Source organism: Streptomyces sp. NPDC007901 (assembly GCF_042959465.1).
Taxonomy (GTDB): domain Bacteria; phylum Actinomycetota; class Actinomycetes; order Streptomycetales; family Streptomycetaceae; genus Streptomyces.
On record NZ_JBIBKW010000003.1, the window covers coordinates 893,823 to 910,648 of the forward strand.

Sequence of the window (16,826 nt, forward strand, 5' to 3'; positions counted from 1 at the left end):
CCGAGGGACCGTGAGCGATGGGTAGGCGTGCAATGCTCGGGGAACGGCCCGTTTCTGTCACCATCTACACACTCTGAGTGACCGATCTCGGGCTCACCCCCCGAAAACTTCATGAAGGGAACCGGACATGGGTCCCCATCCTGCGGTCGCGGCGATACGCCTGGCGGTCCGCCGCGCCCTCCACGACATCCTCACCGACCTGAACCGCCACAGCCGCGCCCCCGGTGAACGCGCCTTCGGGCATGCCGGTGTGCGGGTCGTGCGCCCCGTCGGAGACATCCCGGAGCAGACACCGAACGAGCGGCCCCCCTCCCCGCTCGTCCTCGTGGCATGCTCCGGCGGCGCCGACTCCATGGCGCTCGCCTCCGCCCTCGCCTTCGAGGCGCCCAAGCTCGGCATCCGGGCGGGCGGCATCACCGTCGACCACGGCCTGCAGCCCGGCTCCGACCTGCGCGCCGAGGAGGTCGTCCTCAGGCTGCGCGAACTCGGCCTCGACCCGGTCGAGTCGATCACCGTGACCGTCGGCCGTGACGGCGGACCCGAGGCGGCCGCCCGCGACGCCCGCTACGCCGCCCTGGACGCCGCCCTCGAACGGCACGGCGGCGCGGCGGTCCTGCTCGGCCACACCAGAGACGACCAGGCCGAGACCGTCCTGCTCGGCCTCGCCCGCGGTTCGGGCATCCGCTCCCTGTCCGGAATGGCCGCGGTCTCGGGGGCCGGCGGCCGTTACCGTCGCCCCTTCCTCCAGCTGGACCGGCAGACCGCCCGCAAGGCCTGCATGGTCCAGGCGCTGCCCGTCTGGGACGATCCTCACAACGCGGACCCGGCCTACACCCGCTCCCGGCTCCGCCACGAGGGCCTGCCCGCCCTGGAGAAGGCCCTCGGCAAGGGCGTCGTCGAGGCCCTCGCCCGCACCGCCCAGCTCTCCCGCGACGACGCCGACGCCCTGGACACCTGGGCCAGCCAGGCCGAGGCCTCCGTACGGGACGCCGCGGGCCTGCTGGAGTGCGCCAAGCTCTACGCCCTGCCCCCCGCGGTACGCCGCCGGATCCTGCGCCGTGCCGCCATCGAGGCGGGCGCACCGGCCGGTTCCCTGTTCGCCCGGCACATCGAGGAAGTCGACCGGCTGATCACCGGCTGGCGCGGTCAGGGAGCCATCAATCTCCCCGGCAAAGTCGTCGCCCAGCGTCAGGGTGGCAGACTGGTGATTCGGCAAGGCTGAATCCCGACCTCCCGGAGGGCTCCTCCGGCGGGGTGGGTAGGCCGGTGGGACGACCGACCGAAAGTGATGCGGGTGGACGCGAAAGACATGGGTGCCGACCTTCAGGCGGTACTCATCACCAAGGAAGAGATCGACGCGAAGCTGGTCGAGCTGGCCGCGAAGATCGACGCGGAGTACGCGGGCAAGGACCTGCTCATCGTGGGCGTCCTCAAGGGCGCCGTGATGGTCATGGCGGACCTCGCCCGGGCGCTGTCCACCCCCGTCACCATGGACTGGATGGCCGTGTCCTCCTACGGCGCGGGCACCCAGTCCTCCGGTGTGGTGCGGATCCTCAAGGACCTCGACACCGACATCAAGGGCAAGCACGTCCTGATCGTCGAGGACATCATCGACTCCGGGCTGACCCTGTCCTGGCTGATCAACAACCTCGGCTCCCGCGAGCCCGAGACCCTGAAGATCTGCACGCTGCTCCGCAAGCCGGACGCGGCCAAGGTCGCCATCGACGTCGAGTGGGTCGGCTTCGACATCCCCAACGAGTTCGTCGTCGGCTACGGCCTCGACTACGCCGAGAAGTACCGCAATCTCCCGTTCGTCGGTACGCTCGCGCCTCACGTCTACGGCGGCTGACCCCCGGCTGATACGCCGGAGGGTCCACTTGCGTAAGACGATCGGGAACCCCAGCGGGTTTCGCGCCGTTGGAGCATGCAGAGACGGGTTTGCCAGCCCTCCGAGCCGCTCCGTGCGGCTTTGGGTAACAAAGCTGGGGTACCGTCAGAAGAACTGTCTTATCAAACTCACTATGGCAGGAGGGACGGGGCGTCTCGCTCCGTATGGATGGACGTGAAGCGATACTTCCGTGGGCCGGTCATGTGGATCGTGCTGGCCGTCCTTGCCGTGGTCGTGTTGATGCAGGTCGTCGGCTCGTCCGGCGGCTACAAGACGGTGGACACCGGCCAGGTCGTGGCGGCGATCAATGACAACAAGGTGGAATCGGCCAAGCTGACCACCGGTGACGAGCAGACCATCAAGGTCACGCTCAAGAACGGCGAGAAGGTCGACGGCAGCTCGAAGATCCAGGCGAGCTACATCGGCGACCAGGGCGTGACCATCGCCAACACGCTGCAGACCAAGTACCAGGACAAGCAGATCCCCGACGGTTACACCGTCTCGCCGACCAAGCAGAACGCTTTCCTCGGTGTCCTGCTCTCCCTGCTCCCCTTCGTCCTCATCGTGGTCGTCTTCCTGTTCCTGATGAACCAGATGCAGGGCGGCGGCTCCCGCGTCATGAACTTCGGCAAGTCCAAGGCGAAGCTCATCACCAAGGACACCCCGAAGACGACGTTCTCGGACGTCGCGGGCTGCGACGAGGCCGTCGAGGAACTCCACGAGATCAAGGAGTTCCTCCAGGAGCCGGCCAAGTTCCAGGCGGTCGGCGCCAAGATCCCCAAGGGCGTGCTCCTCTACGGCCGTCCCGGTACCGGCAAGACGCTCCTCGCGCGCGCCGTCGCCGGCGAGGCCGGGGTGCCCTTCTACTCGATCTCCGGTTCCGACTTCGTCGAGATGTTCGTCGGTGTCGGTGCCTCCCGGGTGCGCGACCTCTTCGAGCAGGCCAAGGCGAACGCCCCGGCGATCGTCTTCGTCGACGAGATCGACGCGGTCGGCCGCCACCGCGGCGCCGGCCTCGGCGGTGGTCACGACGAGCGCGAGCAGACCCTGAACCAGCTGCTCGTCGAGATGGACGGCTTCGACGTCAAGGGCGGCGTGATCCTCATCGCCGCGACGAACCGGCCCGACATCCTCGACCCGGCGCTGCTGCGCCCCGGCCGCTTCGACCGCCAGATCGCGGTCGACCCGCCGGACCTGCAGGGCCGTCTGGAGATCCTCAAGGTCCACCAGAAGGGCAAGCCGGTCGCGCCCGACGTCGACCTCGCGGCGGTCGCCCGCCGTACGCCGGGCTTCACCGGTGCGGACCTGTCGAACGTGCTGAACGAGGCGGCGCTGCTCACGGCCCGCAGCGACCGCAAGCTCATCGACAACCAGATGCTCGACGAGGCGATCGACCGTGTGGTCGCGGGCCCGCAGAAGCGGACCCGGATCATGTCGGACAAGGAGAAGAAGATCACCGCGTACCACGAGGGCGGACACGCCCTGGTCGCGGCGGCCTCCCCGAACTCCGACCCGGTACACAAGATCACGATCCTGTCCCGCGGCCGTGCCCTCGGTTACACGATGGTCCTGCCGGACGAGGACAAGTACTCGACCACGCGCAACGAGATGCTCGACCAGCTCGCCTACATGCTGGGCGGCCGCGCGGCCGAGGAACTGGTCTTCCACGACCCGACCACGGGCGCCGCGAACGACATCGAGAAGGCCACGGCCACCGCCCGCGCGATGGTCACGCAGTACGGCATGACCGAGCGTCTCGGCGCGATCAAGTTCGGCGGCGACAACACCGAGCCCTTCCTCGGCCGTGAGATGTCCCACCAGCGCGACTACTCGGAAGAGGTCGCCGCCCTGGTGGACGAGGAAGTCAAGAAGCTCATCGAGAACGCGCACAACGAGGCCTGGGAGATCCTGGTCGAGAACCGCGACGTCCTCGACAACCTGGTGCTCCAGCTCCTGGAGAAGGAGACCCTGGGCAAGGAGGAGATCGCCGAGGTCTTCGCGGCGATCCACAAGCGGCCCGCGCGCCCCGCGTGGACCGGCTCCTCCCGCCGTACGCCGTCCACCCGCCCGCCGGTGCTCTCCCCCAAGGAGCTCGCACTGACCAACGGGGCGAACGGCTCGACGCCGGCGATCAGCACCGCGAAGTCCACGGCGGCCGAGTCCGCCCCGGCGGTCGAGAAGGCTCCGGAGGACCGACCCGAGAGCTGAGTCACACCGGTCTCACCTGGCTCGGAATGGATGCCGCGCCCCCCCAGGATCTAGCCTGGGGGGCGCGGCATTTCCGTAATGCCTGTACATGAGGCGCGTGATCCACATGCGCACACCCGATGGAACGAGGCACCCCAGATGACCGACCCCGTGACCCTGGACGGCGAGGGCCCCATCGGCGAGTTCGACGAGAAACGCGCCGAGAACGCCGTACGCGAACTGCTGATCGCGGTCGGCGAGGACCCGGACCGTGAGGGGCTCCGCGAGACTCCGGCGCGGGTGGCACGTGCCTACCGGGAGCTGCTGGCCGGGAACTACCAGGAACCGGAAGAGGTCCTGACGACGACCTTCGACCTCGGGCACGACGAGATGGTCCTGGTGAAGGACATCGAGATCGTCAGCCTCTGCGAGCATCACATGCTGCCGTTCCACGGCGTGGCCCACGTGGGCTACATCCCGGCGGAGACCGGCAAGATCACGGGTCTGTCGAAGCTCGCCCGCCTGGTCGAGGTGTTCGCCCGCCGTCTTCAGGTGCAGGAGCGGCTCACCACGCAGGTCGCTGACTCCCTCATGCGGATCCTGGAGGCCCGGGGCGTGATCGTCGTGGTGGAGGCCGAGCACATGTGCATGTCGGTGCGCGGGATCCGCAAGCCGGGCGCCAAGACGACCACGTCGGCGGTGCGCGGTCAGCTCAGGGACGCCTCGACCCGCGCCGAGGCGATGAGTCTGATACTGGCGCGCTGATCCTGCGGGGGTGCGGGGCTCACGCCACCGGCTCAGCCCCGCTGTGGTTGTTGTCGTCGTCCTCCGGGAGCTTGCAGACGCGCTCCAGGAACATGGCCGCCGCTATGACGCCGATGCCGGCGAGGACCGAGAAGGCCGCGTAGAGGGCCTGGTCACGGCGGGCGGGGATGTCGAGGAGTTCGAGGAGGAAGACGCCCGTGCCGCCGTACATGCCGGCGACCAGGGCCGCGACCAGGGCGCTGGCCTGGCCGAAGACGACGGCGCGGGCCGCCATCAGGGGGTCGACGCCCTTGGCGCCGGGGCGCCGCTCGCGCTGGGCCTTGAAGCGGGCGCGCAGCGAGAGCGCCGTGGAGAGCAGGACCACGGCGATCAGGGCCAGCACGATGGGGGCGGCCACCGGCACGCTGGGCAGGGTCCCCACCGAGTTCCAGAGGCGGGCGGCCGCCCAGGACAGCACCGCGGCCACGACGAACACGCCGGCCAGCACCCTGATCCGCAGCTCTTTCACTGTGTTCCTTCAGCTCCCCCGCAGCGATGTGGTCGTCTTGACCTTAACGACTACTCGGGCAGTCGGAGTTCCAGGTCCGCACGCGCTTCCACACCGTGCCGGGTGACGGCGGTCAGCAGCTCCCCGACCGGGCCGCGGCCGGGCAGCTGGGCCTCGGGGTCGATGTCGTACCAGGGCGCGAGCACGAAGGCGCGTTCGTGGGCCCGCGGGTGCGGGAGGGTGAGCTGCGGGTCGTCGGAGACGACGTCGGCGTAGGCGACGATGTCGACGTCGAGGGTGCGCGGGCCCCAGTGCTCGTCCCGCACCCGGTTGAACGCCTCCTCCACCGCGTGCGCCCGCTCCAGCAGGGAGGACGGCGGGAGGGTGGTCTTCAGCACCACGATCGCGTTGAGGTACGTCGGCTGGCTGCCGGGCTCGACGCCCCACGGCTCCGTCTCGTACACCGGCGACACGGCCTTGATGCGGACGCCCGGGGTGTCCTCCAGCGCGTCGACGGCGCCCTGGAGGGTCTCCAGGCGGTTGCCCAGGTTGGAGCCGAGGGCGACCACGGCGCGTTTGGGGTTGGAGAGCGTGGTGTCGGCGGCGTCGACCTGCTCGACGACGGAGGCGGGCACCGGTTGTACGGTCGGGTCGCTGGGACCCCGCAGGGAGGATGCGGTCATACTCGGCTCCGGGTGATGGTGACGGTGACGTCGTCGAACGGGACGGTGATGGGCGCGTCGGGCTTGTGGACGCGGACCTCGACCTCTTGTACCCCCTCGTGCTTCAGGCAGGCTTGAGCGATCCGCTCGGCGAGCGTCTCGATCAGGTTCACCGGTTCCCCCTCGACCACGGCGACGACCTCCTCGGCCACGATGCCGTAGTGCACGGTCTTCGCGAGGTCGTCGGTGGCCGCCGCGGGCCGGGTGTCCAGGCCAAGGACGAGGTCCACGATGAAGGTCTGGCCCTCCTCGCGTTCCTTGGGGAAGACACCGTGGTGCCCGCGGGCCCTGAGGCCGCGCAGCGCGACACGATCCACGCGAATCACTCCTGCAATCGTCGGTGACGGCGAGGTCGCATCGCGTGTGGACGACGGACCGGCCACACACGAATCTACCTGCGGGCACTGACAGCGCCGGGGTACGGGGCGGCGGCGTCCGCCACGGCCGGCAGGGTTCATCGCGCGTTTCCCCCGGAGAACCCGGCGGCTCACGGGCCGGCAGCCGTACCTACTCGCGAGTTCGTGATTCCAGCCACTTCTTGGTCCGCGAGGGGGGCCGGAGGAGGTTCCTCCGCTCAGGAGGGCGTGTCGTCCTCCTCGTCCTCGTCGGCCTCGGAAAGCACGGGGGAGGCGTGGTGGGACCAGAGCTTCCAGCCGTCCGGGGTGCGCCGGAACACGTTGGTGGCGACGACGAGCTGGCCCACCAGCGGGCCCAGTTCCTGCCCGCCCTCCGGGGCCGGGCCGCCGCTGAGGATGTTCTCCGTGCAGGTCACCAGGGCGGTGTCGCCGGTGACGGAGACATGCACGTCGGTGAGGAAGAACTGGATGTAGTCGGTGTTCGCCATGATCAGCGCGTACGACCTGAGGACCTCGCCGCGGCCGGTCAGCACCGGCCAGCCGGGGTGCACGCAGGAGATCACGCCGCTGTCCGCCGGGTCGTGGTACTCCTCGTCGACGCCCAGGTCGGCGGGGGTGAGCCAGAGGGAGGAGACCGTTTCGAAGTCGCCGTTCTCCAGCGCCTCGTAGAAGGCGGTGTTGGCGGCCTCGACCTGCTCGACGTCGGTATGGGGGGCGCTCACCGGGCTCCCTCTGCGGTGCGGGCTCCCTCGATGGCGCGCGCGACCCGTACCGCGTCCGCCGTGGCGCGCACCTCGTGCACGCGCACCGCCCACGCGCCGGCGTGCGCGGCGAGCGCGGAGACGGCGGCCGTCGCCGCGTCACGCTCCCGGGCCGGCGGGGGCGCCCCCTCGGGTCCGGCCAGGACCCGGCCGAGGAACCGCTTGCGGGAGGCGGCGACCAGCACCGGGTGGCCGAGGGCGTGCAGCCGGTCGAGGTGGGCGAGCAGGGTCAGGTCGTGCTCGGAGTCCTTGGAGAAGCCGAGGCCGGGGTCGACGACGACCCGGTCGGGTGCGATGCCGCCGGCGAGGACGGCGTCCACGCGCGCGCGGAGTTCGTCGATGACCTCGGCGACGACGTCGTCGTACGCGCCCCTGACGTTGCCGCCCTCCAGGAAGCCCCGCCAGTGCATGACGACGAAGGGGGCGCCGGACTCGGCGACGGCGGGGATCATGTCGGGGTCGGCGAGGCCGCCGCTGACGTCGTTGACGAGGGCGGCGCCGGCGGCGAGGGCCTGCCGGGCGACCGAGGCGCGCATGGTGTCGACGGAGACGACGACGCCTTCGGAGGCGAGGCCGCGGACGACGGGGATGACCCGGCGCAGTTCCTCGGCCTCGTCGACGCGGGTGGCGCCGGGGCGGGTGGACTCGCCGCCGACGTCGACCAGGTCGGCGCCCTGGGCGACGAGGTCGAGACCGTGCTTGACGGCGATGGTCGTGTCGAACCAGCGGCCGCCGTCGGAGAAGGAGTCGGGGGTGACGTTCACGACCCCCATGACCGCGCAGCGGTCCCATGCCGGAAGCCCTGTCACCTGGCCACGCCCGCTCTGGTTGTTCATACGTTCAGCGTAGGCCCCGCCGGGAGGGGGCCGTGCGGCCCGAGCGGCGCCCCCGGGCTGGGGGGAGGGGCGCCGCCCGGGCCCGTCGGTGGGGTCAGGCCGCCCGGACCTCGTGCTCGGCCACCTGGTGCGGGCAGGGGCGGGCGGCGGGGGCGGGGCGGCGCAGGAAGCGCGGGAGCGGAAGGGCGAGGTTGACGAAGCCCTCGGCCTGCATGGCGGCGAGGCCGATGCGGGGGAGGTCGCCGGAGGCCCGGTAGACCACGAAGCGCGGTTCCCAGCGCGGCTGGAACTTGGCGTTGAACTTGTACAGCGACTCGATCTGGAACCAGCGGGACAGGAAGACCAGCAGTCCGCGCCAGGCGCGCAGCACCGGTCCCGCGCCGATCTTCTCGCCGCGCGCGAGCGCCGAGCGGAACATCGCGAAGTTGAGCGAGATCCGGGTGATGCCGAGCTTCGGGGACGCCTGGAGGGCGGCCACGATGAGCAGTTCGTTCATCCCGGGGTCGGCGGCGCGGTCGCGGCGCATCAGGTCGAGGGAGACGCCGTCGGTGCCCCAGGGGACGAAGTGCAGGATCGCCTTGAGGTCGCCGTAGGGGCCGGGCTGTTCGTCGGTCTTGTGGGCGGTGGCGATCAGGCAGTCGCCGTCGGAGGGGTCTCCTATGCGGCCGAGCGCCATCGAGAAGCCGCGCTCGGTGTCGGTGCCGCGCCAGTCCTCCGCCGCCCGGCGGATGCGGTCCAGTTCGGCCTCGCCGACGTCACGGATGCGCCGTACCCGGGTTTCGTAGCCGGCCCGCTCGATGCGCTTGACCATCTGGCGCACGTTGCGCATCGCGCGTCCGGCGAGCGAGAAATCCGCGACGTCCACCACCGCCTCGTCGCCCAGTTCGAGCGCGTCCAGGCCGGTCTCGCGGGTCCACACCTCGCCGCCCGTCTCCGAGCAGCCCATGACGGCGGGGGTCCAGGAGTGGGCCTTGGCCTCGTCCATGAAGCGTTCGATGGCGCCGGGCCAGGCCTCGACGTCGCCGATGGGGTCGCCGCTGGCGAGCATCACGCCGGAGACGACGCGGTAGGTGACCGCGGCCTTGCCGCTGGGCGAGAAGACGACCGCCTTGTCGCGGCGGAGCGCGAAGTGGCCGAGGGAGTCGCGGGCGCCGTGCTTCTCCAGCAGGGCGCGCAGCCTCGTCTCGTCCTCCTCGGTGAGGTGCGCGGCGGGGTGTTCGGGGCGGAACGCGAGGTAGATGGTGGTGACCGCGGTGATCAGGCCGAGCGCGCCGAGCGAGAAGGCGACCGTCCAGGAGGTGGCGCCCTCGTAGTCGACCGGGCCCTCGAAGCCGAACAGGCCGTAGATCACGTGGGTGAGCCGGTCGGCCAGGCTCGGGTCGCCGATGGTGCGCCTGGGGTGGGCGCTGACGATGACCAGGCCGAGCGCGAGGGAACCGGCGCTCATGAGGACGAAGTTGGCGAGCGCCCGCCACCGGCTGCGCGGGTCGGGCAGCGCCTTGAACTCCTCGCGGTGGATCACGAGCGGCACGAACAGCGCCAGCGAGATCAGCGCGCCGATGAGCGAGTGCCGGTACACGAACTGGGAGACCGCACCGGCCGGCAGCAGCGCGACCGCGGCCCGCCACGCCCGGCGCTTGCGCCGCTTGAGCCCGTGCGCGAGCAGCAGCAACAGCACCCCGGCGCTGAGCGAGAGCGCGGCCGCGAACGGTCCGAGCGAGCCCGGCAGTACCTCGGCCATGGCGTGCATACGGCTGTGACGGAAGCGCGGGAACACACCCGCGGCGATGTCCAGGGCGCCCACGACGGCGCACGCCCGGCCGACCAGAGCGGGGACGGCCTCGGGACGCGGACCACGGACTATGCGCCGCGCCCGGCCTGATCGGCTCGGAACCTCGCCCGACATTTCCCCATCTATCCTGACAGACATCGCATCCCGTAGTTCTGCGAGAGACCTTGAATCCGGTGCCGATTCGGGCATCCGGCGACATTGCGCCCTCTAGGACGGTGTCTCGGGGGGAGAGGTTCACTCCCCACCGGAAAGCCGGTTCAAAGGCCAGGGAAAGCCCAGGGCAAGCCTCGCTGAAAGCGGTGGTCGCCACGGGGGAAAGCGCAGGCAGGAAGCACCTCATGGGTCTCACGAGCAATAAAATGCTGGCATTGGCGATCTTGTCCGCCGTACTGCTGTTCGTCGGTACCGTGTGGCTGTGGCCCCGGTTGGCCCGGCGGAACTGGCGGGCCGTCAGCGGACGCGTCGGCCTTTTGCTGGCCACCCAGTTGGCGCTCTTCGCGTGCCTGGGGATAGCCGTCAACCAGGCTTTCGGTTTCTACGCGAGCTGGGCGGACCTGTTCGGTACGGAGACGGACCAGGGCGTCGTCGTCGACCACGCGGCCGGCGGTCCGGTGCAGGTGGTGTCCACGTCCGAGGTGCACGGCATGGGCGGCTCGCTGCCGCAGACGGCCGGTCAGGTCCAGCAGGTCGACATCGTCGGCCGTACGAGCCACATCGCCACCCCCGCGTACGTGTACCTGCCGCCGGAGTACTTCCAGCCGCAGAACCGCACCCGTACGTTCCCGGTGACGGTCGTCCTCAGCGGTTATCCCGGCACCGCGCGGGCGCTGGTCGACAGGCTGCACTACCCGCGCACGGCGCAGCACCTGGTCCGGGACGGGCGGATGCGGCCGACGATCCTGGTGATGCTGCGGCCCACGGTCGCGCCGCCCCGGGACACCGAGTGCGTGGACGTCCCGCGCGGCCCGCAGACCGAGACCTTCTTCGCCAAGGACCTTCCCGAGGCCGTGCGCGCGCACTACCGGGCCGTCGGCAAGCAGGGCCGCTGGGGGATCGTCGGCGACTCGACGGGCGGGTACTGCGCGCTCAAGCTCGCGATGCACCACCCCGACGTGTACGGAGCCGGCGCCGGGCTCTCCCCGTCGTACAAGGCGCCCCTGGACGCCACTACGGGTGACCTCTTCCAGGGCGACCGGCAACTGCAGAACCGCGCGAACCTCTGGTGGCTGCTGCGGCACGAGCCCGCTCCGGACACGTCCCTGCTGGTCACCAGCAGCAGGGTCGGGGAAACGAACTACAAGGACACGCTGAAATTCATCGCGCGCGTGCAGGCCACGAAGCTGACCCGGATCTCGTCGATCATCCTCGACAGCGGCGGCCACAACTTCAATACCTGGCGCCGGGAGATCCCCGCGACTCTTCAGTGGATCAGCGGCCGATTGGGCGATCACTGAACCCGGGCTCTGCCGATGCCGTGTGAAGACTTCGTTGTCGCTGTGTTTTTACGGCCCGGGGCACCACGATTCGCCTACGCGCGGTAAGTTTCTGGCCATGCCACGTGGACGTCACCGCCATTCCCCGCCTTTGCACAGGCTGTTGCCTCCCTCGGCGATCGCCGGTGTCTCCCTCGTCTGCGCCCTGGGCCCCTGGTTGTTCTCCCAACCGACGGTGCTGCGCACCCTTGCCGCGATAGCCGCGGCCACCGCGGCCGTCGGTGCCGCCGTCATGCGGCGCTGGGACACCGATGCGGGCAAGCAGGTGGCCGACCTGTCACGCGCGCGTGCGAGCGACGAGTGGCGCCACGAGGAGCGGATCGCCGAGCTGGAGACCGACCTCGAGGAGTCGCGGGAGCTGCGCACCAAGCTGGAGCAGCGGCTGCGCGCGAAGCGGGCGGAGCTGGCGGGACTGCGCAACGAGCACGCGTCCCTGCTGCGCCGCTACGCCACGGCGGAGACCGAGCGCGCGAGCGCCCTGGAGGGCCGCCGGCTGCTGGAGATCGAGGCGACCGCGCCGTCCAACGAGCTGCCGGCCGGCGCGGCCGCGGAAGCGCTCGAAGAGGTCGAGGACGTCGTCGAGGAGCTGACGGTCGAGGAGACGACTCCCGCGGTCTTCTCGCCGGAGGGTTCCAAGCTGTTCCTGCGGGCCAAGGTGGCATTGGCCCGGTTCGACGAGAGCGACACCCCGGCGGTCGAGGCGGACACCGACGGCGGGAGCGTGGCGGAGACGGCCGCCGAGCCCGAGGCGGCGAAGGGCGAGTCCGCGCCGGAGGACGAGGACCAGGGGCAGCCCGAGGCGGCCGACGGGCACGCGCGCGCGGCCGCCACCACCACGACCACGGCCGGACCGGAGGACACCACCCCGGCCGAGTCCGAACGGCCCGAGCAGTCCGAAGAGCCCGAGCAGTCCGAAGGGCCCGAGCAGGACGCCCCGACCGCGACCGCGCCGTCCGCCAACTCCGTGCAGCCCACCGGGCACTTCACGGTGCCGACCGCGGTGGCCGTGCTGCCGGCGGCGCCCATCCCGCGGCCGCTGGTCACCGGCGGGTTCGACTTCTTCGGCACGCAGAAGGGCGCCGCGGCGGGCGGGCTGGAGACCATGCACAACGAGGACCTCGCGGACGTCGTCGGCCAGGAGGCGCTCGCGCTCCACAAGGCCGAGTCCGAGGCCGAGTTCAAGCCCGCCGACCCGGAGTCCCTGGGCGTCGGCCAGGTCATCGACCTGACCGCGCACGACGAGACGGAGCAGATCAACCTCGGCGGACTGCGCAGCGCCGCCTCCTGAAGCCACGCCGCCCCCTGAACACGCGGCGATCCTGAGGCCGGGACACCCGACGGGGTCCCGGCCTCAGGCAGTTCAGGGCTTCAAGGCGTGTGCGGCCTCAAGGCGTCCAGGGCCTTGAGGCGTCCCGGGCCCAAGTCGTCCCCGGTCTCAGGCCATCCAGCGGTCCGGGCGTGCGGTTCGGCGGCCCGTGCGGGATCGCTCGGCCTGTTCCCGCAGCAGCGCGGCGGCCTCCTCGGCGCCCCGCAGACGGGCTGTGACGGTCTTGTTGGCCCCCGTGTCCACATGAACGTCCGCGAGCCGCCACAGCCGCTCCCAGGGCCCCTGCGTCAGCCGTACGCTCTGGACCTTGGCGTGCGGGACCAGCGACAGCTTCCGGCGCAGCAGCCCGTGCCGGGCGGCGAACACCGCGTCCGTGACCGCGAACCCGTAGCCGCGCCACCACAGCGGCACGCACCATTCGGCCCGCCGCGGCGACCGCGACAGCCCGGCCGGCACGGTCACCCCGGGCAGCACGCGCGCGACGACCGACTCGGCGACCGCGCGGGGCGCGACCGGCACCAGCACGGAGTTCGCCGACCCGGCCACGTCCAGCTCCACCCGCACCCAGCGCAGCGGCCGCCACAGCAGCGGCTCCACGATCCGCACGGTCTGCACCCGGCCCGGCGGCACCGTCTCGTGCGTGCGGTCGAGCAGCCCGTGGTCGATGTGCAGCCCGTCCGGGGACTCCGCGAGCGTCCAGTCGTACTCCGCGACGAACCGCCCCGCGCTGGCCGTGGCCGCCGCGCCGAGCAGCGGCAGCGCGGTGGCGAGGACCGTCCACACGCTGTGGGTGGCCAGCCACAGCAGCGGCGGGACGACGAGGGCCGCGGCCAGCGAGCCCCAGGTGGCGCCGGTCAGCACGAGGGCGAGCGCGAGCTTGTTCGGGGGCACCCGCATCAGCTCGTGCGCCGGCGCCTCACCGACCTCGTGCGCGGTCTCGGGCGCGAATCCGGCGGCGCGCGCGAGCAGCTCCGCGCGGAGCGCCCGCGCCTCGCCCTGCCCCAGGAAGGCGAGCTCGTCCTTCTTGTCGGCGCCGACGACGTCTATGCGCAGCTTGGCGACGCCCGCCACGCGCGCCAGCAGCGGCTGGGTGACGTCCACGGCCTGGATCCGCTCCAGCCGGATGTGCGCGGTGCGCCGGAACAACAGGCCGGTGCGTATACGCAGTTCGCTGTCGGTCACCGCGAAGTGGGTGAACCACCAGGTGAGGAAGCCGTAGAGGGCGCCCGCCGTGACCAGGACGGCGAACCCGGCCAGGAGCATGGTCGTGGTCAGCTTCGTCAGCTGTTCCTGGGCCTGGTTCGGGTCGTGCATCGCCCATCCCGCGATCACCGCGACCGGCGCCCACGCCCGCCGGAACGGCGTCACGGGGTGCAGCCGCCGCTCGGCCACGGCCGCCTTGTCCGCGCCTACCGCGTCGTCGACGCCCGGCGTGGTCACAGGCCCGCCGATCGGGCCTCGCCGAGCTCGGTGAGCCGGTCCCGCAGCCGTTCTGCCTCGGCCGGGTCCAGGCCCGGGATGGTCGCGTCGGTGGCCGCGGCCGCGGTGTGCAGCTGGACGCTGGCCAGCCCGAAGTGCCGTTCGACGGGCCCCGAGGTCACCTCCACCAGCTGCATCCGCCCGTACGGCACCACGGTCTCCTCGCGCCACAGCACACCACGGCTGATCAGCAGGTCGTCGGCGCGCTCGGCATAGCGCCAGGACCGCCAGTTGCGGCCCAACAGCACCCAGCCCCAGGCCAGCAGGGCCAGCGGCAGCAGCGCGAACGCCGCCCACACCGGGCCCGCGAGCAGGCCGAGCAGCAGCCCCAGGGCGAGGGCGATCAGCCCCAGCCACACCACCAGCAGCAGCCGGCGCATCCGCAGCAGGCCGGACGGCAATCCCGTCCACACCGGCTCGGTCCCCGTCGTCCCGGCGCCGGCCGGGCTCCCCGTCTCCATACGCCCAGCGTACGTAGGAGAGACTGGGGCCATGACTCCTACGACGGAGACCACGGTCGGGATCGGCGGCGCCGCGGAGAGCACCGACATGGTGCTCAACATCGGCCCCCAGCACCCCTCCACGCACGGCGTGCTGCGGCTGAAGCTGGTGCTGGACGGCGAGCGGATCGTCTCGGCGGAGCCGGTGATCGGCTATATGCACCGGGGCGCGGAGAAGCTCTTCGAGGCGCGCGACTACCGGCAGATCATCATGCTCGCCAACCGCCACGACTGGCTGTCGGCCTTCTCGAACGAGCTGGGCGTGGTCCTCGCCGTGGAGCGCATGCTCGGCATGGAGGTGCCCGTCCGCGCGGTGTGGACGCGCACCCTGCTCGCCGAGCTGAACCGGGTGCTCAACCACCTGATGTTCCTCGGCTCCTATCCGCTGGAGCTGGGCGGGATCACCCCGGTCTTCTACGCCTTCCGCGAGCGCGAGGAACTCCAGAACGTCATGGAGGAGGTCTCCGGCGGGCGCATGCACTACATGTTCAACCGGGTCGGCGGCCTCAAGGAGGACCTCCCGGCCGGCTGGACCGCACGCGCGCGTGCGGCGGTGGCCGCCGTGCGCTCCCGGATGGACGTCTTCGACGACCTGGTCCTCGGCAACGAGATCTTCCGGGGGCGTACCCGGGACGTGGGCGTCCTCACGCCGGAGGCCGTGCACGGGTACGGCGTGAGCGGGCCCATCGCGCGCGCCTCGGGCGTCGACTTCGACCTGCGCCGCGACGAGCCCTACCTGGCCTACGGCGAGCTCCAGGACACCCTCAGGGTGGTCACCCGGACCGACGGCGACTGCCTGGCCCGCTTCGAGTGCCTCCTGGAGCAGACCCACAACGCCCTGGACCTGGCCGACGCCTGTCTGGACCGGTTCGCCGACCTGCCGCCGGGACCGATCAACCAGAGGCTCCCCAAGGTCCTCAAGGCGCCCGAGGGCCACACCTACGCCTGGACCGAGAACCCCCTCGGCATCAACGGCTACTACCTCGTCAGCAAGGGCGAGAAGACCCCGTACCGGCTGAAGCTGCGCTCGGCGTCGTACAACAACATCCAGGTCCTGACCGAACTGCTGCCGGGGACGCTGGTGGCGGACATGGTGGCGATCCTCGGGTCGATGTTCTTCGTGGTGGGGGACATCGACAAGTAGGCCGGCGTGGGCGTGGGGCGTGCGCCGCGGGTGGGTCAGAGCAGGGTGTCCGCGATGCCCACCGGCTGGACCAGCCAGAGGAAGTCGCCGAGGCCGCCGGGGGCGGTGAGTTCGGCGGCCTCTCCCGCGGTCGAGAGGGCGCGCACGTAGCCGGCGGGGTTCGTGGAGGCCAGCGTGAGCGAGGGGCGGGCGGCGATCAGGCCCAGGGCGCGCAGGGCGTCGCGCTGGGTGCAGAGCAGCGCCTCGGGCAGCCTGAGGGCCGGGTCGAGCGCCGTGCACGCGTCCAGCGCCACATGCGCCGTGATGTCGCACGAGCCGTTCGGCACGGGGGCCGTCGCGCGTCCCGCGCGGAAGCCGGTCAGCGTCCCGAACGGGGGGCGGGTGTCCACCGTGTGCGCGTAGTCCACGGCCACCGCGAGCCCCCTCCGGAGACCGGTGACGGCGGTCGCCCAGGCCTGGTCCCGGGGCAGCCCGATCTCCGCGCGCAGCCCTGGCTCGGTGCCCAGCGGCCACCACCGCGCGAGCCACTGCGCGTCCGCGCCGGACACCCGTTCCCCGAGCAGTTCGACGCCGTCCCGCCGGACGTGCACCAGGCGGGGCACCCCGGCCGGGTCCACCTCGACGACGTCGACCGGGACGTTGTCGAGCCATTCGTTGGCGAAGAGCAGGCCGCTGATCGTGCGCGGGGGCTCGGCGAGCCAGGTGACGCGGTCGGCGAGGCCGGGCGGGCGGTCGGCGATGTCGACGGCGTACGCACGCGTGCGTGCCGCCACCTCTCCGGGCAGCGCGGCCAGCACGCCGGTGACCAGCTCGCCCCGCCCGGCGCCCATGTCGACGAAGTCCAGCGTCTCGGGGCGCCCCAGCGCCTCGTCCACCCGGCACAGCAGCTCGGCCACGGCCTCGGCGAACAGCCCCGAGGCGTGCACCGACGTACGGAAGTGCCCGGCCGGCCCCTCCGGGCGGCGGTAGAAGCCGCCGGGGCCGTACAGGGCCGTCTCGGTGGCCGCACGCCAGCCGCGCGCGTCGTCGGCCGTCTCTCGCGTCGCCTCATCCGTCACCGGGCCAGACTAGGCGTACAGGTGATCACCT

At 71.5% G+C, this 16,826-nt stretch carries 16 protein-coding genes; 7 read left to right on the forward strand and 9 right to left on the reverse strand.

The window, feature by feature from the left end; translation table 11 throughout:
- The first annotated feature begins 127 nt into the window (after nt 1-127).
- The 4 genes from tilS to folE all read left to right on the forward strand — a co-directional run bounded on the left by tilS (nt 128) and on the right by folE (nt 4,840).
- Nucleotides 128-1,222 carry a tRNA lysidine(34) synthetase TilS gene (gene tilS / locus ACFZDK_RS14340; RefSeq protein ID WP_390972392.1) on the forward strand — a complete coding sequence of 365 codons (1,095 nt, stop codon included), beginning with the start codon at nt 128-130 and terminating at the stop codon, nt 1,220-1,222.
- A gap of 66 nt (nt 1,223-1,288) precedes the next feature.
- Nucleotides 1,289-1,849, forward strand: a complete 561-nt coding sequence (gene hpt, locus ACFZDK_RS14345; protein WP_359206847.1) for a hypoxanthine phosphoribosyltransferase — start codon at nt 1,289-1,291, stop codon at nt 1,847-1,849.
- Between the two features lie 207 nt (nt 1,850-2,056).
- The gene (gene ftsH / locus ACFZDK_RS14350; RefSeq protein WP_390972393.1) at nt 2,057-4,096 is read left to right on the forward strand and encodes an ATP-dependent zinc metalloprotease FtsH; all 2,040 of its coding nucleotides are present in this window, start codon (nt 2,057-2,059) and stop codon (nt 4,094-4,096) included.
- A gap of 138 nt (nt 4,097-4,234) precedes the next feature.
- Nucleotides 4,235-4,840: a GTP cyclohydrolase I FolE gene (gene folE / locus ACFZDK_RS14355; RefSeq protein WP_390972395.1), complete on the forward strand. Its 606-nt coding sequence runs from the start codon at nt 4,235-4,237 to the stop codon at nt 4,838-4,840.
- 19 nt (nt 4,841-4,859) lie between these two features.
- On the opposite strand, the gene ACFZDK_RS14360 is transcribed toward folE, so the two are convergent.
- From ACFZDK_RS14360 to ACFZDK_RS14385, 6 genes are all read right to left on the reverse strand, one after another.
- On the reverse strand, nt 4,860-5,348 hold the full coding sequence (locus ACFZDK_RS14360) for a DUF3180 family protein (protein WP_390972397.1): 489 nt from the start codon (nt 5,346-5,348) through the stop codon (nt 4,860-4,862).
- Nucleotides 5,349-5,398: 50 nt separating this feature from the next.
- Nucleotides 5,399-6,010: a 2-amino-4-hydroxy-6-hydroxymethyldihydropteridine diphosphokinase gene (gene folK, locus ACFZDK_RS14365; RefSeq protein WP_390972398.1), complete on the reverse strand. Its 612-nt coding sequence runs from the start codon at nt 6,008-6,010 to the stop codon at nt 5,399-5,401.
- Nucleotides 6,007-6,366, reverse strand: coding sequence for a dihydroneopterin aldolase (gene folB, locus ACFZDK_RS14370; protein ID WP_355722237.1), 360 nt, complete (start codon nt 6,364-6,366; stop codon nt 6,007-6,009). Before folB ends, folK begins: the two co-directional genes overlap by 4 nt.
- Before the next feature lie 257 nt (nt 6,367-6,623).
- A complete protein-coding gene (locus ACFZDK_RS14375) occupies nt 6,624-7,127 on the reverse strand; it encodes a nuclear transport factor 2 family protein (protein WP_390972400.1) in 504 nt (167 codons plus the stop codon).
- Nucleotides 7,124-8,002, reverse strand: coding sequence for a dihydropteroate synthase (folP, locus tag ACFZDK_RS14380; protein WP_390972402.1), 879 nt, complete (start codon nt 8,000-8,002; stop codon nt 7,124-7,126). The genes ACFZDK_RS14375 and folP overlap by 4 nt, the downstream gene beginning before the upstream one ends.
- A 94-nt stretch (nt 8,003-8,096) precedes the next feature.
- Nucleotides 8,097-9,908, reverse strand: a complete 1,812-nt coding sequence (locus tag ACFZDK_RS14385) for a phosphatidylglycerol lysyltransferase domain-containing protein (protein ID WP_390972403.1) — start codon at nt 9,906-9,908, stop codon at nt 8,097-8,099.
- Nucleotides 9,909-10,132: 224 nt separating this feature from the next.
- On the opposite strand from ACFZDK_RS14385, the gene ACFZDK_RS14390 reads away from it, so the two are divergent.
- Entirely contained in the window at nt 10,133-11,248 is a 1,116-nt protein-coding gene (locus ACFZDK_RS14390) for an alpha/beta hydrolase-fold protein (protein WP_390972405.1), read from the forward strand.
- Nucleotides 11,249-11,345: 97 nt separating this feature from the next.
- Nucleotides 11,346-12,575, forward strand: a complete 1,230-nt coding sequence (locus ACFZDK_RS14395) for a hypothetical protein (RefSeq protein ID WP_390972407.1) — start codon at nt 11,346-11,348, stop codon at nt 12,573-12,575.
- Between the two features lie 147 nt (nt 12,576-12,722).
- On the opposite strand, the gene ACFZDK_RS14400 is transcribed toward ACFZDK_RS14395, so the two are convergent.
- A complete protein-coding gene (locus ACFZDK_RS14400) occupies nt 12,723-14,054 on the reverse strand; it encodes a PH domain-containing protein (protein WP_390972409.1) in 1,332 nt (443 codons plus the stop codon).
- The gene (locus tag ACFZDK_RS14405) at nt 14,051-14,554 is read right to left on the reverse strand and encodes a PH domain-containing protein (RefSeq protein WP_390972411.1); all 504 of its coding nucleotides are present in this window, start codon (nt 14,552-14,554) and stop codon (nt 14,051-14,053) included. Before ACFZDK_RS14405 ends, ACFZDK_RS14400 begins: the two co-directional genes overlap by 4 nt.
- A gap of 31 nt (nt 14,555-14,585) precedes the next feature.
- Between ACFZDK_RS14405 and ACFZDK_RS14410 the strand changes: the two genes are divergently transcribed.
- Nucleotides 14,586-15,737, forward strand: coding sequence for an NADH-quinone oxidoreductase subunit D (locus ACFZDK_RS14410; RefSeq protein ID WP_390972413.1), 1,152 nt, complete (start codon nt 14,586-14,588; stop codon nt 15,735-15,737).
- A gap of 35 nt (nt 15,738-15,772) precedes the next feature.
- Here ACFZDK_RS14410 and ACFZDK_RS14415 read toward each other — a convergent pair whose 3' ends face one another.
- Nucleotides 15,773-16,795, reverse strand: coding sequence for an SAM-dependent methyltransferase (locus ACFZDK_RS14415; protein ID WP_390972414.1), 1,023 nt, complete (start codon nt 16,793-16,795; stop codon nt 15,773-15,775).
- Between the last annotated feature and the right edge of the window lie 31 nt (nt 16,796-16,826).